The sequence below is a fragment of the Pseudomonas sp. PvP027 genome, from assembly GCF_017833005.1.
GTDB classification, from domain to species: domain Bacteria; phylum Pseudomonadota; class Gammaproteobacteria; order Pseudomonadales; family Pseudomonadaceae; genus Aquipseudomonas; species Aquipseudomonas congelans.
Genome location: NZ_JAFIBK010000001.1, coordinates 3941620 through 3959316 on the forward strand (window position 1 = coordinate 3941620; position 17697 = coordinate 3959316).

Consider the following 17697-nt stretch of genomic DNA (forward strand, 5'->3'; position numbering starts at 1 on the left):
TATTGCCTGCTCCCTGCTCCGCCAGGAGGAAAAGCCTTGAAAGACCTACTGAATTTGCTGAAAAACCAGGGTCAAGTCGAAGAGTTCGACGCAATCCGTATCGGACTTGCATCGCCTGAGATGATCCGCTCTTGGTCGTTCGGTGAAGTTAAAAAGCCGGAAACCATCAACTACCGTACGTTCAAGCCTGAGCGTGACGGTCTGTTCTGCGCCAAGATCTTTGGCCCGGTAAAAGATTACGAGTGCCTGTGCGGTAAGTACAAGCGCCTGAAGCACCGTGGTGTCATCTGCGAAAAGTGCGGTGTTGAAGTAGCACTGGCCAAGGTTCGTCGCGAGCGTATGGCTCACATCGAGCTGGCCTCGCCGGTTGCCCACATCTGGTTCCTGAAATCGCTGCCGTCCCGTATCGGTTTGCTGATGGACATGACCCTGCGTGATATCGAGCGTGTTCTCTACTTCGAGAGCTATGTCGTTATCGATCCAGGCATGACCACCCTTGAAAAAGGTCAGCTGCTGAACGACGAGCAGTACTTCGAAGCCCTCGAAGAGTTCGGTGACGACTTCGATGCCCGCATGGGTGCCGAGGCTGTACGCGAGCTGCTGCACGCTATTGATCTGGAGCACGAAATTGGCCGTCTGCGCGAAGAAATTCCGCAAACCAATTCCGAGACCAAAATCAAGAAGCTGTCCAAGCGTCTGAAATTGATGGAAGCCTTCCAGGGTTCCGGCAACCTTCCTGAGTGGATGGTGCTGACCGTTCTGCCGGTTCTGCCGCCAGATCTGCGTCCCCTGGTTCCGCTTGACGGTGGCCGTTTCGCGACGTCCGACCTCAACGATCTGTATCGTCGAGTGATCAACCGTAACAACCGTCTGAAGCGCCTGCTGGATCTGTCTGCTCCCGACATCATCGTGCGCAACGAAAAGCGCATGCTGCAGGAAGCGGTCGATGCACTGCTCGACAACGGCCGTCGTGGTCGTGCGATCACAGGTTCGAACAAGCGTCCTCTGAAATCCCTGGCTGACATGATCAAGGGTAAGCAGGGTCGTTTCCGTCAGAACTTGCTCGGTAAGCGTGTTGACTACTCGGGTCGTTCGGTAATTACCGTAGGTCCGACCCTGCGTCTGCACCAGTGCGGTCTGCCGAAGAAGATGGCTCTCGAACTGTTCAAGCCGTTCATTTTCGGCAAACTGGAAATGCGTGGCCTGGCTACGACCATCAAAGCTGCCAAGAAGATGGTCGAGCGCGAGCTGCCAGAGGTCTGGGACGTTCTCGCTGAAGTGATTCGCGAACACCCGGTGCTTCTGAACCGTGCGCCGACGCTTCACCGTCTGGGCATCCAGGCGTTTGAACCGGTACTGATCGAAGGTAAGGCTATTCAGCTGCACCCGCTGGTCTGTGCTGCTTACAACGCCGACTTCGACGGTGACCAGATGGCCGTTCACGTGCCTCTGACGCTGGAAGCTCAGCTCGAAGCGCGCGCGCTGATGATGTCGACCAACAACATTCTGTCGCCAGCCAACGGTGAGCCAATCATCGTTCCTTCGCAGGACGTTGTACTGGGTCTGTACTACATGACTCGCGAAGCGATCAACGCCAAGGGCGAAGGTCGTGTATTTGCGGATCTGCAGGAAGTCGACCGCGTATTCCGCGCCGGCGAAGCGGCTCTGCACGCCAAGGTCAAGGTTCGTATCCACGAAACGGTCAACGATCGTGATGGTGGCAGCGTCAAGAACACCCGTATCGTCGACACCACTGTCGGCCGTGCGCTGCTGTTCCAGGTGGTTCCGGCCGGCCTGTCATACGACGTCGTCAACCAGCCGATGAAGAAGAAGGCGATCTCCAAGCTGATCAACCAGTGCTATCGCGTGGTTGGCCTGAAAGAGACCGTTATCTTCGCTGACCAGTTGATGTACACCGGTTTTGCCTACTCGACCATTTCGGGTGTTTCCATCGGCGTTAACGACTTCGTTATCCCAGATGAAAAAGCTCGCATCATCGACGCGGCCACCGAAGAAGTTAAAGAGATCGAAAGTCAGTACGCTTCCGGCCTGGTAACCCAGGGCGAGAAGTACAACAAGGTAATCGACCTTTGGTCCAAGGCGAACGACGAAGTCTCGAAAGCGATGATGTCGAACCTGTCCAAAGAACGCGTTATCGACCGTCACGGCGTCGAAGTTGATCAGGAATCCTTCAACTCGATGTACATGATGGCTGACTCCGGGGCGCGTGGTTCTGCTGCCCAGATTCGTCAGCTGGCCGGTATGCGTGGTCTGATGGCCAAGCCTGACGGCTCCATCATTGAAACGCCGATCACTGCGAACTTCCGTGAAGGTTTGAGCGTACTTCAGTACTTCATCTCTACTCACGGTGCTCGTAAGGGTCTTGCGGATACCGCGTTGAAAACCGCTAACTCCGGTTATCTGACACGCCGTCTGGTAGACGTCGCTCAGGATCTGGTGGTTACCGAGGTTGATTGCGGTACCGAGCATGGTCTGCTGATGACTCCGCACATTGAAGGCGGTGACGTTGTAGAGCCGCTGGGTGAGCGCGTACTGGGTCGAGTCATTGCCCGCGACGTGTTCAAGCCGGGCACAGAAGATGTCATCGTGCCTGCTGGCACGCTGGTAGACGAGAAGTGGGTCGAGTTCATCGAGCTGAACAGCATCGATGAAGTAATCGTTCGTTCGCCAATCAGCTGCGAAACCCGCTACGGCATCTGCGCCAAGTGCTACGGTCGTGACCTGGCACGCGGTCACCAGGTCAACATCGGTGAAGCTGTCGGCGTAATCGCTGCACAGTCGATCGGTGAGCCGGGTACCCAGCTGACAATGCGTACGTTCCACATCGGTGGTGCGGCAAGCCGGACCTCGGCAGCCGACAGCGTTCAGGTGAAGAATGGCGGTACCGTCCGTCTGCACAACCTGAAGCACGTCGAGCGTGTCGACGGTCACCTGGTTGCGGTATCCCGCTCCGGTGAGCTGGCAATCGCAGATGACTTCGGTCGCGAGCGTGAGCGTTACAAGCTGCCATACGGTGCAGTGATTTCGGTGAAGGAAGGCGACAAGGTCGACGCTGGCTCTATCGTGGCCAAGTGGGATCCGCACACTCACCCTATCGTCACCGAGATGAAAGGTACTGTTACCTACGTAGGCATGGAAGAAGGCATCACGATCAAGCGTCAGACAGACGAATTGACCGGTATGACCAACATTGAAGTGCTCGACGCCAAAGACCGCCCGGCTGCCGGCAAGGACATCCGTCCTGCTGTGAAGATGGTCGGTCTGGATGGCAAGGATCTGCTGCTGCCAGGTACTGACGTACCGGCCCAGTACTTCCTGCCGGCCAACGCCCTTGTTGGTGTTGCTGACGGTGCGCAGATCGCGATCGGTGATGTTATCGCTCGTATTCCGCAGGAAACTTCGAAGACGCGTGACATCACCGGTGGTCTGCCGCGTGTTGCCGACCTGTTCGAAGCGCGTCGTCCGAAAGAGGCGTCGATCCTTGCAGAAGTCAGCGGTACCATCGCATTCGGTAAAGAGACCAAGGGCAAGCGCCGTCTGGTCATCACCCCGAACGACGGTAGCGATCCGTACGAGGAGCTGATTCCGAAGTGGCGTCACCTGAACGTCTTCGAAGGCGAGCAAGTGAACCGCGGCGAAGTTATCTCCGACGGCCCGAGCGATCCACACGACATCCTGCGTCTGCTGGGTGTGAGTGCGCTGGCCAAGTACATCGTCAACGAGATTCAGGATGTATACCGTCTGCAAGGCGTGAAGATCAACGACAAACACATCGAGACGATTCTGCGTCAGATGCTGCGTAAGGTTGAGATTGCCGAGTCTGGCGATTCCAGTTTCATCAAGGGTGACCAGATGGAATTGACTCACGTACTGGTAGAAAACGAGCGTTTGAGCACGGAAGACAAGTTTGTTTCCAAGTTCACTCGCGTGTTGCTGGGTATCACCAAGGCATCGCTGTCCACCGAGTCGTTCATCTCCGCGGCCTCCTTCCAGGAGACAACCCGCGTACTGACCGAAGCGGCTGTGACCGGCAAGCGCGATTACCTGCGCGGCCTGAAGGAAAACGTAGTCGTGGGTCGTCTGATCCCGGCCGGTACCGGTCTGGCTTATCACAGCGAGCGCAAGCGTCGTCGTGAAATGGACAAACCGACCCGTGTCAGCGCGAGCGAAGTAGAAGCAGCTCTGACGGAAGCGTTGAACTCCAGCGGTAATTGAGACCAGAGCCTCGGCATTTTTCACCTGGCAGACAGCACGTCTTCGTGTTGTTTGCCCGGTGAGGACGTCGGGGCTTTGTCTTGACTGGGGGCGGGATCCTCTTTAGACTCTTGTACCCCTAAATTTGGCGGGGCCTGTGCCCTGTCATTTGCTTTTCTTGTAAGACAATAGCGTCGCAAGACAACAGTGGAGCTAGTAGATGGCAACTATCAACCAGCTGGTACGTCAGCCGCGTAAGCGTATCGTCGAGAAATCCGACGTGCCTGCGCTGCAGAACTGCCCGCAACGTCGCGGTGTGTGCACTCGTGTGTACACCACCACGCCGAAAAAACCTAACTCGGCATTGCGTAAAGTCTGCCGTGTGCGCCTGACCAACGGTTTCGAGGTTTCCTCGTACATCGGTGGTGAAGGTCACAACCTGCAAGAGCACAGCGTGGTACTGATTCGTGGCGGTCGTGTAAAAGACTTGCCAGGTGTTCGTTATCACACCGTTCGTGGTTCTTTGGATACTTCCGGCGTTAAAGGTCGTAACCAGGGTCGCTCGAAATACGGTACCAAGAAGCCTAAGTAGTTTTCGGCTTCTGTTTGAAATTGCAGATTTCTATTTTTCTGAGTCGATAAGAGTAAGGTCGGGCGCATCCCTTGCTGGATGGTGGTCCCGAGCTAACCTGAAGACCGTTTGAGGGCTTATCCATGCCAAGAAGACGCGTAGCAGCCAAGCGCGAAGTGCTTGACGATCCAAAATACGGCAGCCAGATTCTGGCCAAGTTCATGAACCACGTAATGGAAAGCGGCAAGAAAGCCGTTGCCGAGCGTATCGTTTATGGCGCGCTGGAAAAGGTTAAAGAACGTAAGAACAGCGACCCCCTGGAAATCTTCGAGAAAGCTCTCGACGCCATCGCTCCGCTGGTCGAAGTAAAGTCGCGCCGTGTAGGCGGTGCTACTTACCAGGTTCCTGTCGAAGTTCGTCCGTCCCGTCGTAATGCTCTGGCAATGCGTTGGCTGGTAGACTTCGCGCGCAAGCGCGGTGAGAAGTCAATGGCGCTGCGTTTGGCTGGCGAACTGCTGGACGCCGCCGAAGGTAAAGGTGCTGCGGTCAAGAAGCGTGAAGACGTGCACCGTATGGCTGAGGCCAACAAGGCTTTCTCGCACTACCGCTTCTAATTTCAGCGTCACTAATTTTGCGAGGGCTTTATGGCTCGTACTACTCCGATTGGCCGCTACCGTAACATTGGTATCGTCGCTCACGTGGATGCTGGTAAAACCACCACCACCGAGCGCGTCCTTTTTTACACCGGCAAAAGCCACAAAATGGGCGAGGTGCATGACGGCGCCGCGACCACGGACTGGATGGTTCAGGAGCAGGAGCGTGGTATTACCATTACTTCTGCTGCTATTACTGCCTTCTGGCAGGGTTCCGAGAAGCAACACAAAGACCAATACCGTTTCAACGTTATTGACACCCCGGGCCACGTTGACTTCACCATTGAAGTTGAGCGTTCCCTGCGTGTTCTCGACGGCGCGGTCGTTGTGTTCTGTGGTACTTCCGGCGTAGAGCCGCAGTCCGAAACCGTATGGCGTCAAGCCAACAAGTACGGTGTTCCACGTATCGTTTACGTGAACAAGATGGACCGTGCTGGTGCGAACTTTCTGCGCGTAATCGCTCAGATCAAGCAGCGTCTGGGTCACACCCCGGTGCCTATCCAGTTGGCCATTGGTGCCGAAGACAACTTCCAGGGTCAGATCGATCTGATGTCCATGGAAGCTGTTTATTGGAACGATGCCGACAAGGGTATGGTTCCACGTCGTGAGCCTATCCCTGCTGAACTGCAGGAACTGGCTGACGAGTGGCGCAGCAACATGGTCGAGGCTGCGGCCGAAGCCAGCGAAGAGCTGATGAACAAGTACCTTGAGGGTGAAGAACTCACCAACGAGGAAATCAAGGCCGCTCTGCGTCAGCGTACTATCGCTGGTGAGATCGTTCTTGCTGTTTGCGGTTCTTCCTTCAAGAACAAGGGCGTTCCCCTGGTTCTCGACGCCGTGATCGACTACCTGCCGGCTCCAATCGATATTCCAGCTATCAAGGGTTCCGATCCTGATAACGAAGAAATCCTGATGGAGCGTCATGCAGACGACAACGAGCCGTTCTCGGCTCTGGCGTTCAAGATCGCTACCGACCCATTCGTGGGTACCTTGACTTTCGTCCGTGTTTACTCGGGCGTCTTGGCATCCGGTGACGGCGTGATCAACTCGGTCAAGGGCAAGAAAGAGCGTGTGGGTCGTATGGTGCAGATGCACGCAAACGCCCGCGAAGAGATCAAGGAAGTGCGCGCTGGTGACATCGCGGCCTTGATCGGCATGAAGGACGTCACCACTGGTGAGACCTTGTGCAACGCTGACAAGCCAATCATCCTGGTTCGTATGGACTTCCCGGAGCCGGTTATCTCGGTTGCCGTTGAGCCTAAAACCAAGGATGACCAGGAAAAAATGGGTATCGCACTGGGCAAACTTGCTCAGGAAGACCCTTCTTTCCGCGTCAAGACTGATGAAGAGACTGGTCAAACGATCATCTCTGGCATGGGCGAGCTGCACCTGGACATCCTGGTTGACCGGATGCGCCGTGAGTTCAACGTCGAAGCCAACATCGGCAAGCCTCAGGTTTCCTATCGTGAGCGCATCACGAAGAACTGTGAAATCGAAGGCAAGTTCGTTCGTCAATCCGGCGGTCGTGGCCAGTTCGGTCATTGCTGGATCCGTTTTGCGCCTGCTGACGAAGGTCAGGAAGGTCTGCAATTCGTAAACGAAGTGGTAGGTGGTGTTGTTCCCAAGGAATACATCCCGGCTATCCAGAAGGGCATCGAAGAGCAGATGAAGAACGGCGTTGTTGCCGGTTATCCGCTGATCGGCCTGAAGGCTACCGTGTTTGATGGTTCCTACCATGACGTCGACTCGAACGAGATGGCGTTTAAGGTGGCTGCTTCCATGGCGACCAAGCAACTGGCCCAGAAGGGCGGTGGTGAGCTGCTTGAGCCGATCATGGCGGTAGAGGTTGTTACGCCTGAAGACTATATGGGTGACGTGATGGGCGACCTTAACCGTCGTCGCGGCATGATCCTGGGTATGGAAGACACGGTGTCCGGCAAAGTAATTCGTGCCGAGGTTCCGTTGGGTGAGATGTTCGGTTATGCGACCGACGTTCGCTCCATGTCCCAAGGTCGCGCAAGCTACTCTATGGAATTCAAAAAATACAATACAGCTCCGTCGCACATCGTCGAAACTGTAACCAAAAAACAAGGCTGATTCAGCGCCTTTAGGCTAGGAGTTATTTGTCGTGGCTAAAGAAAAATTTGATCGTTCCCTTCCGCACGTCAACGTTGGCACCATTGGTCACGTTGACCACGGTAAAACCACACTGACCGCTGCTCTGACTCGCGTCTGCTCCGAAGTTTTCGGTTCGGCTCGTGTCGAATTCGACAAGATCGATAGCGCTCCGGAAGAGAAAGCTCGCGGTATCACCATTAACACTGCTCACGTCGAGTACAACTCGCTGATCCGTCACTACGCTCACGTTGACTGCCCAGGTCACGCTGACTACGTGAAGAACATGATCACCGGTGCTGCGCAGATGGACGGCGCTATCCTGGTTTGTTCGGCCGCTGATGGTCCGATGCCACAAACCCGTGAGCACATCCTGCTGTCCCGTCAGGTTGGCGTTCCGTACATCGTGGTCTTCCTGAACAAGGCTGACCTGGTAGACGACGCTGAGCTGCTGGAACTGGTTGAGATGGAAGTGCGCGATCTGCTGAGCACTTACGACTTCCCGGGCGACGACACTCCAATCATCATCGGCTCTGCCCGTATGGCGTTGGAAGGCAAAGACGACAACGAGATGGGCACCACTGCCGTCAAGAAGTTGGTCGAGACTCTGGACAGCTACATCCCTCAGCCAGAGCGTGCTGTTGACAAGCCGTTCCTGATGCCAATCGAAGACGTATTCTCGATCTCCGGTCGCGGTACTGTTGTGACTGGTCGTGTTGAGCGCGGTATCGTCAAAGTCCAGGATCCACTGGAAATCGTTGGTCTGCGTGACACTACCGTCACTACCTGCACCGGCGTTGAAATGTTCCGCAAGCTGCTCGACGAAGGTCGTGCTGGCGAGAACTGCGGCGTTCTGCTGCGCGGCACCAAGCGTGACGACGTTGAGCGTGGCCAGGTTCTGGTCAAGCCAGGCACCGTCAAGCCGCACACTCAGTTCGAAGCAGAAATCTACGTTCTGAGCAAGGAAGAAGGCGGTCGTCACACTCCGTTCTTCAAAGGCTACCGTCCACAGTTCTACTTCCGTACTACCGACGTAACTGGTAGCTGCGAACTGCCGGAAGGCGTAGAAATGGTTATGCCAGGTGATAACGTCAAAGTTTCCGTTACCCTGATCAAGCCAATCGCAATGGAAGATGGTCTGCGTTTCGCAATCCGTGAAGGCGGTCGTACCGTCGGCGCTGGCGTCGTAGCCAAAATCATCGCTTAAGCGTTGATTCCCAAAAAGAGCCCCCGCACTGCGGGGGCTTTTTTATTGGGTTGACACCTTGTTAGGTCGTCTATAGAATTGCGCCTCCTTTTAACGGGCGTATTGCGCTCGGTGGGAACAGCAATCTGGAGTCTGAATCCAATGCAAAACCAGCAAATCCGTATCAGGTTGAAGGCTTTTGACCATCGCCTGATCGACCAATCAACCCAGGAAATCGTGGAAACCGCGAAACGTACTGGTGCACAGGTGCGTGGTCCGATTCCACTGCCGACTCGTAAAGAGCGGTTCACCGTTCTGGTTTCTCCGCACGTCAACAAAGACGCGCGCGACCAGTATGAGATCCGTACTCACAAGCGTGTTCTGGACATTGTCCAGCCAACGGAAAAAACCGTTGATGCGCTTATGAAGCTCGATCTTGCGGCCGGTGTGGAAGTTCAGATCAGCCTCGGCTAAGACTTGGGTCTTAGTCGTGTAACGCTCTGAAATGGGCGGCCATAGCGGGTGAAAGCCCCGTACACTCATGAGGTTTACAACATGACTATTGGTGTAGTCGGTCGTAAATGCGGTATGACCCGTATTTTCACCGAAGAAGGTGTCTCCATTCCGGTCACGGTCATTGAGATCGAGCCGAATCGCGTCACTCAGTTCAAAACCGAAGAAACCGATGGCTATCGTGCAGTGCAAGTCACTGTCGGCGAGCGTCGCGCTTCGCGTGTTACAGCCGCTCAGGCTGGCCACTTCGCTAAAGCGAATGTTGCCGCCGGTCGTACCGTCATGGAATTCCGTCTTGAAGAAGGCGATTACCAGACTGGCGATCAGATCAACGCTGAAATCTTCGCCGCTGGTCAACTGGTTGATGTAACCGGTCAGTCCAAGGGTAAAGGCTTCCAGGGTACGATCAAGCGTTGGAATTTCCGTGGTCAAGACAATACCCACGGTAACTCCGTCTCCCACCGCGTCCCAGGCTCTATCGGCCAGTGCCAGACTCCTGGTCGTGTATTCAAGGGCAAAAAAATGTCCGGTCATATGGGCGCTGAGCGCGTGACCGTGCAGTCCCTGGAAGTAGTGCGCGTGGACGCTGAACGCAATCTGTTGTTGGTCAAGGGTGCTGTTCCTGGCGCTACTGGCGGCAACCTGGTTGTACGTCCGGCAGCCAAGGCTCGCGGTTAAGGGGAAGCTGACATGCAATTAAATGTAAATGACGCTCAGGCAATCGAAGTTTCCGAACTGACATTTGGCGGCGAATTCAACGAGACGCTGGTTCACCAGGCAGTCGTGGCCTACATGGCTGGCGGTCGTCAGGGTAGCAAGCAGCAAAAGACCCGTTCCGACGTTCGTGGTGGCGGTAAGCGCCCTTGGCGTCAGAAAGGTACTGGCCGTGCTCGTGCCGGTACTATCCGTAGCCCAATCTGGCGTGGCGGCGGTACCACTTTCGCAGCTCGTCCTCAGGATCACACTCAGAAGCTCAACAAGAAGATGTATCGCGCTGCTCTGCGCTCCATCCTTGCTGAACTGGTTCGTACTGATCGTCTGGTCGTGGTTCAGGACTTCGCTGTTGAAGCACCGAAAACCAAAGATTTGCTGAACAAGCTGACTGGCATGGGTCTGACTGACGTCTTGATCGTGTCTGACGCTGTTGACCAGAATCTGTACCTGGCTGCTCGTAACCTGCCGCACGTTGATGTACGTGACGTACAAGGTTCCGATCCAGTTAGTCTGATCGCATACGACAAAGTGTTGATCACTGTGTCGGCCGTGAAGAAATTCGAGGAGCTGCTGGGATGAACCAGGAACGCGTATTTAAAGTTCTGCTTGGCCCGCACGTTTCCGAGAAGGCTACGGTTCTTGCAGACAAAAAAGGTCAGTTCGTTTTCAAGGTTGCTACTGACGCAACCAAGCTGGAAATCAAGAAGGCCGTCGAAAGCCTGTTCAGCGTGAAAGTAGAGCGTGTTACTACCCTGAATGTTCTGGGTAAGAGCAAGCGCACTGCTCGCGGTCTGGGCAAGCGTAATGACTGGAAGAAGGCAGTTATCTCCCTTCAGCCAGGCCAAGATCTCGATTTCAGCAGCAGTGCTGAGTAAGGAAGGGGTGCATCATGGCAATCGTTAAATGCAAACCGACTTCCCCTGGCCGCCGTTTTGTGGTCAAGGTGGTCAACCAGGAGCTGCATAAAGGCGCTCCTCACGCACCGCTGCTCGAGAAAAAATCGAAGTCTGGTGGTCGTAACAACAATGGTCGTATTACTACCCGTCATATCGGTGGTGGCCATAAACAGCATTATCGTCTGGTCGACTTCCGTCGCAACGACAAGGATGGCATCGCTGCCACCGTCGAGCGTATCGAATACGATCCAAACCGTACTGCTCACATTGCTCTGCTGCTTTACGCAGACGGCGAGCGCCGCTACATCATCGCCCCTAAAGGCGTGAGTGCTGGCGACCAGCTGATTGCAGGTGCTCTGGCACCAATCAAGCCGGGCAACGCTCTTCAACTGCGCAACATTCCAGTTGGTAGCACCGTACACGGCATCGAACTGAAGCCAGGTAAAGGCGCACAGATCGCTCGTTCCGCTGGTGCCTCGGCACAGCTGATCGCTCGTGAAGGTGTGTACGTTACCCTGCGTCTTCGCTCCGGTGAAATGCGTAAAGTACTGTCTGAGTGCCGTGCAACGCTGGGCGAAGTCTCGAACTCCGAGCATAGCCTTCGTTCACTGGGTAAAGCTGGTGCCAAACGCTGGCGTGGCGTTCGCCCAACCGTTCGTGGTGTTGCCATGAACCCGGTTGACCACCCACATGGTGGTGGTGAAGGTCGTACCTCTGGTGGTCGTCATCCGGTATCGCCGTGGGGCTTCCCGACTAAGGGCGCGAAGACTCGTGGTAATAAGCGTACCGACAAAATGATCGTCCGTCGTCGCAAGTAAATAGAGGGATACGACAGTGCCACGTTCTCTGAAAAAAGGTCCTTTTATTGATCTTCACCTACTGAAGAAGATCGAAGTGGCGGCGGAAAAGAACGATCGCAAACCAGTTAAAACCTGGTCGCGTCGTTCGATGATCCTGCCACAAATGGTCGGTTTGACCATTGCAGTGCATAACGGTCGCCAGCATGTTCCAGTTCTCGTGAACGAAGACATGGTCGGCCATAAACTAGGCGAGTTTGCCGGTACCCGCACATATCGTGGGCACGTGGCAGACAAGAAAGCCAAGCGTTAAGGGGTAAGGAACGATGGAAGTAGCCGCTAAGTTGTCGGGCGCTCGAATCTCCGCCCAGAAAGCCCGCTTGGTCGCCGACCAGATCCGCGGGAAGAAGGTGGGCGAAGCGCTCAACCTGTTGGCTTTCAGCAGTAAGAAAGCCGCCGAGATCCTGAAGAAAGTGCTGGAGTCGGCTGTAGCCAACGCCGAGCATAACGAAGGCGCAGACGTTGATGACCTCAAGGTCTCCACCGTTTTCGTCAACGAAGGGCGTTCGCTGAAGCGCATCATGCCACGTGCTAAAGGCCGTGCTGATCGCATCGTCAAGCGGTCTTGCCATATCACTGTCAAGGTTGCTGACAAGTAACGGAGTCGAAGAGATGGGTCAGAAAGTACATCCCATTGGCATTCGCCTGGGAATCGTCAAGGAGCACACCTCCGTCTGGTACGCAGACGGTCGGACTTATGCGGACTATTTGTTCGCTGATCTGAAAGTGCGTGAGTACCTCCAAGACAAATTAAAAAGCGCGTCCGTCAGCCGTATCGATATCCATCGTCCGGCTCAGACAGCACGTATCACCATCCACACCGCTCGTCCAGGTATCGTTATCGGGAAGAAGGGTGAAGATGTTGAGAAACTGCGTCAGGACCTGACCAAGCAAATGGGTGTGCCTGTGCACATCAATATCGAAGAGATCCGTAAGCCGGAGCTCGACGGTATGCTGGTTGCGCAGAGCGTAGCTCAGCAGCTGGAGCGTCGCGTAATGTTCCGTCGCGCTATGAAGCGCGCTGTTCAGAATGCCATGCGCATTGGTGCCAAAGGCATCAAAATCCAAGTGAGCGGTCGTCTCGGCGGTGCTGAAATCGCACGTACTGAATGGTATCGCGAAGGTCGTGTGCCACTGCACACCCTGCGTGCCGACATCGACTATGCCAACTACGAAGCTCACACCACTTACGGTGTGATCGGTGTAAAGGTTTGGATCTTCAAAGGCGAAGTAATTGGTGGTCGCCAAGAAGAACTGAAACCACAAGCACCAGCGCCTCGTAAAAAAGCTGCTAAGTAAGGGGTACGCCAAATGTTGCAACCAAAGCGTACGAAGTTCCGCAAGCAGATGACCGGCCACAACCGTGGTCTGGCACTGCGCGGTAGCAAAGTCAGCTTCGGCGAGTTCGCGCTGAAGTCTGTTGCTCGTGGTCGTCTCACCGCTCGTCAGATCGAGTCAGCGCGTCGTGCTCTGACCCGTCACGTAAAACGTGGCGGCAAGATCTGGATCCGTGTGTTCCCGGACAAGCCTGTAACCAAAAAGCCACTCGAAGTTCGGATGGGTAAAGGTAAGGGTAACGTGGAGTACTGGGTTGCCCAGATTCAGCCAGGCAAAGTCCTGTATGAAATCGAGGGTGTTACTGAAGAGCTGGCGCGTGAGGCTTTCGCCCTGGCTGCTGCAAAGCTGCCGCTCGCCACCTCCTTTGTTAAGCGGACGGTGATGTGATGAAAGCGAATGAACTTCGTGAAAAATCAGCACAGCAGCTGAACGAGCAACTGCTCGGCCTGCTGCGCGACCAGTTCAATCTGCGTATGCAGAAAGCAACTGGCCAGTTGGGGCAGTCTCATCTGCTCTCGCAAGTTAAGCGTGACATCGCTCGCGTGAAAACTGTGCTCAACCAGCAGGCAGGTAAGTAATCATGGCTGAAGCCGAAAAAACTGTCCGTACGCTGACTGGCCGTGTTGTCAGCGACAAGATGGACAAGACCATCACCGTTCTGATCGAGCGTCGCGTAAAGCACCCGATCTACGGTAAATACGTTAAGCGTTCGACTAAGCTGCACGCGCACGACGAAACCAATCAATGCCATATCGGCGACAAGGTCACTATTCGTGAAACTCGTCCGGTAGCCAAGACCAAGTCTTGGGCGTTGGTTGATATCCTCGAACGCGCTGTGGAAGTCTAAGGGCTAGGGGTCGGAGAAATTATATGATTCAGACTCAATCCATGCTCGATGTGGCCGATAACAGCGGCGCACGCCGCGTTATGTGCATCAAGGTGCTGGGTGGCTCCCATCGTCGTTACGCTGGTATCGGTGACATCATCAAAGTAACCGTCAAGGAAGCAATTCCTCGCGGCAAGGTGAAGAAAGGCCAAGTGATGACTGCTGTTGTAGTCCGCACTCGCCATGGTGTTCGTCGTGCAGACGGCTCCATCATCCGCTTCGATGGCAACGCTGCTGTTCTTTTGAACAACAAGCAAGAGCCGATCGGTACCCGTATCTTTGGGCCAGTGACCCGTGAACTTCGTACTGAGAAGTTCATGAAGATCGTCTCGCTCGCCCCAGAAGTGCTCTAAGGAGATCCGACATGCAAAAGATTCGTCGTGACGACGAGATCATCGTGATCGCCGGCAAAGACAAAGGTAAGCGCGGTAAGGTGCTCAAGGTTCTCGCTGACGACCGTTTGGTCGTTGGTGGGATCAACCTGGTGAAGCGTCATACCAAGCCAAACCCGATGTCGGGCGTACAGGGCGGTATCGTCGAGAAAGAAGCGCCAATGCACGCTTCTAACGTCGCCATTTTCAACGGCGCAACCAACAAGGCTGACCGCGTTGGTTTCAAAGTTGAAGACGGCAAGAAAATTCGTGTCTTCAAGTCGACCCAAAAAGCGGTTGATGCTTGAACACTGCTAGGTAGAAGACCATGGCACGACTAAAAGAGATTTACCGGAAGGAAATCGCTCCGAAACTTAAGGAAGAACTTAAGCTTTCGAACGTGATGGAAGTTCCGCGCGTTACCAAAATCACCCTGAACATGGGTCTGGGCGAAGCGATCGGCGACAAAAAAGTCATCGAGCACGCTGTTGCTGACCTGGAAAAGATCACCGGTCAAAAAGTCGTTGTGACTTACGCTCGGAAATCCATCGCTGGCTTTAAAGTCCGCGAAGGTTGGCCGATCGGTGTCAAAGTGACTCTGCGCCGCGATCGTATGTACGAATTCCTGGATCGTCTGCTGTCGATCTCCCTGCCTCGGGTTCGCGACTTCCGCGGCCTGAATGCCAAGTCCTTCGATGGTCGTGGTAACTACAGCATGGGCGTAAAAGAGCAGATCATTTTCCCGGAAATCGACTACGACAAGATCGATGCTCTCCGCGGTCTGGACATTACCCTGACCACCACTGCCAAGAACGATGATGAAGGTCGCGCACTGCTGCGTGCTTTCAAATTCCCGTTCCGCAACTGATTGGAGTAGGAAAATGGCCAAGAAGAGCATGAAAAACCGTGAGCTGAAGCGTCAGCTCACCGTTGCCAAGTACGCCAAGAAGCGTGCAGAGCTGAAAGCAATCATCGTTGATCTGAACGCAAGTCCAGAAGCGCGTTGGGAGGCTACCGTAGCCCTGCAGAAGCAACCACGTGACGCAAGCGCTGCGCGCATGCGTAACCGTTGCCGCATCACTGGTCGTCCACACGGCGTTTACCGCAAGTTCGGCCTCGGCCGTAACAAACTGCGTGAAGCGGCCATGCGTGGCGACGTACCAGGTCTGGTCAAAGCCAGCTGGTAACGCACCTCTCGTTTCGTACCGGCCGGTTGCGCAAGTCACTGGTCGGTATGAAGCCTGAATTTGAATCAAGCCCCTTTTGGGGCTTGATTCATTTCTGGGGTAGGACTAGAATTGCCGGCTCGCCTGAGCCCGTGTTTTTACTTGCCCGGAAGTTCTCGGCGATCAAGCTGTAGCCGCAAGGCTAATTATTTTGTTTTAGGAGCGTCTAGCCCATGAGTATGCAGGACCCGTTAGCGGACATGCTAACTCGTATCCGTAATGCCCAGATGGCTGAAAAGCCCGTCGTAAGCATGCCATCTTCCACGTTGAAGGTTGCTGTAGCAAAAGTCCTGAAGGACGAAGGCTACATTGCGGGTTATCAGATCAGCAGCGAAGTTAAATCCTCGCTGTCCATCGAGCTTAAGTACTTCGAAGGCCGTCCGGTCATTGAAGAGGTTAAGCGCGTCAGCCGCCCAGGCTTGCGTCAGTACAAGTCCTCCGATGATCTGCCGAAAGTTCGTGGCGGTCTTGGTGTGTCTATCGTCTCCACCAGTAAAGGTGTGATGACGGATCGTGCTGCGCGCGCTGCCGGTGTCGGTGGCGAAGTGCTTTGCACTGTGTTCTAAGGGGGGATAAGCATGTCACGCGTAGCTAAGAACCCCGTTAAGTTGCCATCCGGCGTCGAAGTCAAACTCGTCGGCCAGCAGCTTTCGGTGAAGGGTGCCAAGGGCACTCTAGAACTGAACATCCATTCGTCCGTTGAGATTGTTGAAGAAGCTGGTGAGCTGCGTTTCGCTGCTCGCAATGGCGATCAACAAACCCGCGCAATGGCAGGCACCACTCGTGCACTGGTTAACAACATGGTCCAGGGCGTAAGCCAAGGCTTTGAGCGTAAGCTCCAGCTGGTCGGTGTTGGTTACAAGGCGCAAGCAAAAGGCACGGTCCTGAACCTTGCACTTGGCTTCTCGCACCCGGTGGACTATGAATTGCCGAATGGCATCACCGCTGAGACCCCCAGCCAGACCGATATCCTGATTCGCGGTATCGATAAGCAGTTGGTTGGTCAAGTGGCCGCTGAGATCCGCGACTTCCGCCGTCCTGAGCCTTACAAAGGCAAAGGTGTGCGTTACGCGGACGAAGTCGTCCGCCGTAAAGAAGCCAAGAAGAAGTAGGGCATAGCAAATGACCGTCAAAAAAGTTACCCGACTGCGTCGCGCTCGCAAAGCACGCCTGAAAATGCACGAGCTAGAAGTCGTGCGTCTCTGCGTGCACCGCTCTTCGCAGCACATTTATGCCCAGGTCATCTCGGCCGACGGCAGCAAAGTCCTGGCAAGCGCCTCGACTTTGGACAAAGAACTGCGTGATGGCGCCACTGGCAACATCGACGCGGCCACTAAGGTTGGCAAGCTGGTCGCCGAGCGCGCGAAAGCCGCGGGTGTATCGCAAGTCGCTTTCGACCGTTCTGGCTTCAAGTACCACGGCCGTGTCAAAGCGCTGGCTGATGCTGCTCGTGAAGGCGGGCTGGAGTTCTAAGTTATGTCAAATCACGACCAAAAACGCGACGAAGGCTACATCGAGAAGCTGGTTCAAGTTAACCGCGTGGCCAAAACCGTAAAAGGCGGCCGTATCTTCACTTTCACTGCGTTGACCGTAGTGGGTGATGGTAAAGGGCGCGTTGGCTTCGGCCGTGGCAAGTCACGTGAAGTGCCTGCTGCAATCCAGAAAGCGATGGAAGCTGCTCGTCGCAACATGATTCAGGTTGATCTGAACGGCACTACCCTGCAGTACGCGATGAAGTCTGCTCATGGCGCCTCCAAGGTGTACATGCAGCCTGCTTCCGAAGGTACCGGTATCATCGCTGGCGGCGCAATGCGCGCAGTGTTGGAAGTTGCTGGTGTACAGAACGTATTGGCCAAGTGCTACGGTTCGACTAACCCAGTAAACGTGGTTCACGCTACGTTCAAGGGTTTGAAGGGCATGCAGTCTCCTGAGTCGATCGCTGCCAAGCGTGGCAAGCGTGTTGAGGAGATCATCTGATCATGGCTACCGTTAAAGTAACGTTGATCAAAAGCATGACCGGCCGCATCCCTAACCACAGACTGTGTGTTAAGGGTTTGGGTCTGCGTCGCATCGGTCACACTGTAGAAGTCCTGGATACTCCCGAAAATCGCGGGATGATCAACAAGGCTTACTACATGCTGCGAGTCGAGGGTTAA

Annotated in this window: 25 protein-coding genes; all 25 read left to right on the top strand. The window is 54.9% G+C overall.

Annotated features, from left to right (window positions below; genetic code table 11):
* Positions 1-36: 36 nt before the first annotated feature.
* The gene (gene rpoC, locus JOE33_RS16890) at positions 37-4236 is read left to right on the top strand and encodes a DNA-directed RNA polymerase subunit beta' (RefSeq protein ID WP_003431814.1); all 4200 of its coding nucleotides are present in this window, start codon (positions 37-39) and stop codon (positions 4234-4236) included.
* Between the two features lie 199 nt (positions 4237-4435).
* Positions 4436-4807 (top strand): 30S ribosomal protein S12, encoded by a 372-nt coding sequence (gene rpsL, locus JOE33_RS16895; protein ID WP_002555494.1) that lies wholly within the window; start codon positions 4436-4438, stop codon positions 4805-4807.
* Between the two features lie 122 nt (positions 4808-4929).
* A complete protein-coding gene (gene rpsG, locus JOE33_RS16900) occupies positions 4930-5400 on the top strand; it encodes a 30S ribosomal protein S7 (RefSeq protein WP_002555493.1) in 471 nt (156 codons plus the stop codon).
* A gap of 30 nt (positions 5401-5430) precedes the next feature.
* Positions 5431-7536, top strand: coding sequence for an elongation factor G (gene fusA / locus JOE33_RS16905; RefSeq protein ID WP_003317109.1), 2106 nt, complete (start codon positions 5431-5433; stop codon positions 7534-7536).
* A 31-nt stretch (positions 7537-7567) separates the two neighbouring features.
* Positions 7568-8761: an elongation factor Tu gene (gene tuf / locus JOE33_RS16910; RefSeq protein ID WP_010438189.1), complete on the top strand. Its 1194-nt coding sequence runs from the start codon at positions 7568-7570 to the stop codon at positions 8759-8761.
* A gap of 141 nt (positions 8762-8902) precedes the next feature.
* Positions 8903-9214 (top strand): 30S ribosomal protein S10, encoded by a 312-nt coding sequence (gene rpsJ, locus JOE33_RS16915; RefSeq protein WP_002555491.1) that lies wholly within the window; start codon positions 8903-8905, stop codon positions 9212-9214.
* Between the two features lie 81 nt (positions 9215-9295).
* Positions 9296-9931, top strand: a complete 636-nt coding sequence (gene rplC, locus JOE33_RS16920; RefSeq protein ID WP_005887084.1) for a 50S ribosomal protein L3 — start codon at positions 9296-9298, stop codon at positions 9929-9931.
* A 12-nt stretch (positions 9932-9943) separates the two neighbouring features.
* The gene (gene rplD / locus JOE33_RS16925) at positions 9944-10546 is read left to right on the top strand and encodes a 50S ribosomal protein L4 (protein WP_002555489.1); all 603 of its coding nucleotides are present in this window, start codon (positions 9944-9946) and stop codon (positions 10544-10546) included.
* Positions 10543-10842: a 50S ribosomal protein L23 gene (gene rplW, locus JOE33_RS16930; RefSeq protein ID WP_002555488.1), complete on the top strand. Its 300-nt coding sequence runs from the start codon at positions 10543-10545 to the stop codon at positions 10840-10842. Before rplD ends, rplW begins: the two co-directional genes overlap by 4 nt.
* A gap of 14 nt (positions 10843-10856) precedes the next feature.
* Positions 10857-11681 carry a 50S ribosomal protein L2 gene (rplB, locus tag JOE33_RS16935; RefSeq protein WP_003317104.1) on the top strand — a complete coding sequence of 275 codons (825 nt, stop codon included), beginning with the start codon at positions 10857-10859 and terminating at the stop codon, positions 11679-11681.
* Between the two features lie 16 nt (positions 11682-11697).
* Positions 11698-11973 (top strand): 30S ribosomal protein S19, encoded by a 276-nt coding sequence (gene rpsS, locus JOE33_RS16940; protein WP_002555486.1) that lies wholly within the window; start codon positions 11698-11700, stop codon positions 11971-11973.
* A gap of 13 nt (positions 11974-11986) precedes the next feature.
* Positions 11987-12319 carry a 50S ribosomal protein L22 gene (rplV, locus tag JOE33_RS16945; protein WP_002555485.1) on the top strand — a complete coding sequence of 111 codons (333 nt, stop codon included), beginning with the start codon at positions 11987-11989 and terminating at the stop codon, positions 12317-12319.
* Positions 12320-12332: 13 nt separating this feature from the next.
* Positions 12333-13019 (top strand): 30S ribosomal protein S3, encoded by a 687-nt coding sequence (gene rpsC, locus JOE33_RS16950; RefSeq protein ID WP_003176422.1) that lies wholly within the window; start codon positions 12333-12335, stop codon positions 13017-13019.
* 12 nt (positions 13020-13031) lie between these two features.
* Positions 13032-13445, top strand: coding sequence for a 50S ribosomal protein L16 (rplP, locus tag JOE33_RS16955; protein ID WP_002555482.1), 414 nt, complete (start codon positions 13032-13034; stop codon positions 13443-13445).
* Positions 13445-13636, top strand: coding sequence for a 50S ribosomal protein L29 (gene rpmC / locus JOE33_RS16960; protein WP_002555481.1), 192 nt, complete (start codon positions 13445-13447; stop codon positions 13634-13636). Before rplP ends, rpmC begins: the two co-directional genes overlap by 1 nt.
* A 2-nt stretch (positions 13637-13638) precedes the next feature.
* A complete protein-coding gene (rpsQ, locus tag JOE33_RS16965) occupies positions 13639-13905 on the top strand; it encodes a 30S ribosomal protein S17 (protein ID WP_002555480.1) in 267 nt (88 codons plus the stop codon).
* Positions 13906-13928: 23 nt separating this feature from the next.
* Positions 13929-14297, top strand: a complete 369-nt coding sequence (rplN, locus tag JOE33_RS16970; RefSeq protein ID WP_002555479.1) for a 50S ribosomal protein L14 — start codon at positions 13929-13931, stop codon at positions 14295-14297.
* Between the two features lie 11 nt (positions 14298-14308).
* Positions 14309-14623, top strand: a complete 315-nt coding sequence (gene rplX, locus JOE33_RS16975) for a 50S ribosomal protein L24 (RefSeq protein ID WP_003317102.1) — start codon at positions 14309-14311, stop codon at positions 14621-14623.
* A 20-nt stretch (positions 14624-14643) separates the two neighbouring features.
* Positions 14644-15183, top strand: coding sequence for a 50S ribosomal protein L5 (gene rplE, locus JOE33_RS16980; protein ID WP_002555477.1), 540 nt, complete (start codon positions 14644-14646; stop codon positions 15181-15183).
* Between the two features lie 13 nt (positions 15184-15196).
* On the top strand, positions 15197-15502 hold the full coding sequence (gene rpsN, locus JOE33_RS16985) for a 30S ribosomal protein S14 (protein WP_002555476.1): 306 nt from the start codon (positions 15197-15199) through the stop codon (positions 15500-15502).
* Between the two features lie 212 nt (positions 15503-15714).
* The gene (rpsH, locus tag JOE33_RS16990) at positions 15715-16107 is read left to right on the top strand and encodes a 30S ribosomal protein S8 (protein ID WP_002555475.1); all 393 of its coding nucleotides are present in this window, start codon (positions 15715-15717) and stop codon (positions 16105-16107) included.
* A gap of 12 nt (positions 16108-16119) precedes the next feature.
* Complete coding sequence (rplF, locus tag JOE33_RS16995) at positions 16120-16653, top strand: 50S ribosomal protein L6 (RefSeq protein WP_003369019.1); 534 nt, start codon at positions 16120-16122, stop codon at positions 16651-16653.
* A gap of 10 nt (positions 16654-16663) precedes the next feature.
* Positions 16664-17014 (top strand): 50S ribosomal protein L18, encoded by a 351-nt coding sequence (gene rplR / locus JOE33_RS17000; protein WP_002555473.1) that lies wholly within the window; start codon positions 16664-16666, stop codon positions 17012-17014.
* Positions 17015-17017: 3 nt separating this feature from the next.
* On the top strand, positions 17018-17518 hold the full coding sequence (gene rpsE / locus JOE33_RS17005; protein ID WP_003317099.1) for a 30S ribosomal protein S5: 501 nt from the start codon (positions 17018-17020) through the stop codon (positions 17516-17518).
* Positions 17519-17520: 2 nt separating this feature from the next.
* Positions 17521-17697 (top strand): 50S ribosomal protein L30, encoded by a 177-nt coding sequence (gene rpmD / locus JOE33_RS17010; RefSeq protein WP_010438202.1) that lies wholly within the window; start codon positions 17521-17523, stop codon positions 17695-17697.

Excerpts from the sequence above, each read along its gene's own strand:
- rpsE (WP_003317099.1), top strand. The coding sequence starts at position 17,018 with ATGTCAAATCACGACCAAAAACGCGACGAAGGCTACATCGAGAAGCTG.
- rplC (WP_005887084.1), top strand. The coding sequence starts at position 9,296 with ATGACTATTGGTGTAGTCGGTCGTAAATGCGGTATGACCCGTATTTTC.
- rplW (WP_002555488.1), top strand. The coding sequence starts at position 10,543 with ATGAACCAGGAACGCGTATTTAAAGTTCTGCTTGGCCCGCACGTTTCC.
- rplB (WP_003317104.1), top strand. The coding sequence starts at position 10,857 with ATGGCAATCGTTAAATGCAAACCGACTTCCCCTGGCCGCCGTTTTGTG.
- rpmC (WP_002555481.1), top strand. The coding sequence starts at position 13,445 with ATGAAAGCGAATGAACTTCGTGAAAAATCAGCACAGCAGCTGAACGAG.
- rpmD (WP_010438202.1), top strand. The coding sequence starts at position 17,521 with ATGGCTACCGTTAAAGTAACGTTGATCAAAAGCATGACCGGCCGCATC.
- rpsG (WP_002555493.1), top strand. The coding sequence starts at position 4,930 with ATGCCAAGAAGACGCGTAGCAGCCAAGCGCGAAGTGCTTGACGATCCA.
- rplV (WP_002555485.1), top strand. The coding sequence starts at position 11,987 with ATGGAAGTAGCCGCTAAGTTGTCGGGCGCTCGAATCTCCGCCCAGAAA.
- rplP (WP_002555482.1), top strand. The coding sequence starts at position 13,032 with ATGTTGCAACCAAAGCGTACGAAGTTCCGCAAGCAGATGACCGGCCAC.
- rpsL (WP_002555494.1), top strand. The coding sequence starts at position 4,436 with ATGGCAACTATCAACCAGCTGGTACGTCAGCCGCGTAAGCGTATCGTC.
- rplE (WP_002555477.1), top strand. The coding sequence starts at position 14,644 with ATGGCACGACTAAAAGAGATTTACCGGAAGGAAATCGCTCCGAAACTT.
- rpsN (WP_002555476.1), top strand. The coding sequence starts at position 15,197 with ATGGCCAAGAAGAGCATGAAAAACCGTGAGCTGAAGCGTCAGCTCACC.
- rpsH (WP_002555475.1), top strand. The coding sequence starts at position 15,715 with ATGAGTATGCAGGACCCGTTAGCGGACATGCTAACTCGTATCCGTAAT.
- rpsC (WP_003176422.1), top strand. The coding sequence starts at position 12,333 with ATGGGTCAGAAAGTACATCCCATTGGCATTCGCCTGGGAATCGTCAAG.
- rplX (WP_003317102.1), top strand. The coding sequence starts at position 14,309 with ATGCAAAAGATTCGTCGTGACGACGAGATCATCGTGATCGCCGGCAAA.
- rplN (WP_002555479.1), top strand. The coding sequence starts at position 13,929 with ATGATTCAGACTCAATCCATGCTCGATGTGGCCGATAACAGCGGCGCA.
- rpsJ (WP_002555491.1), top strand. The coding sequence starts at position 8,903 with ATGCAAAACCAGCAAATCCGTATCAGGTTGAAGGCTTTTGACCATCGC.
- rplR (WP_002555473.1), top strand. The coding sequence starts at position 16,664 with ATGACCGTCAAAAAAGTTACCCGACTGCGTCGCGCTCGCAAAGCACGC.
- rplD (WP_002555489.1), top strand. The coding sequence starts at position 9,944 with ATGCAATTAAATGTAAATGACGCTCAGGCAATCGAAGTTTCCGAACTG.
- rplF (WP_003369019.1), top strand. The coding sequence starts at position 16,120 with ATGTCACGCGTAGCTAAGAACCCCGTTAAGTTGCCATCCGGCGTCGAA.
- fusA (WP_003317109.1), top strand. The coding sequence starts at position 5,431 with ATGGCTCGTACTACTCCGATTGGCCGCTACCGTAACATTGGTATCGTC.
- rpsQ (WP_002555480.1), top strand. The coding sequence starts at position 13,639 with ATGGCTGAAGCCGAAAAAACTGTCCGTACGCTGACTGGCCGTGTTGTC.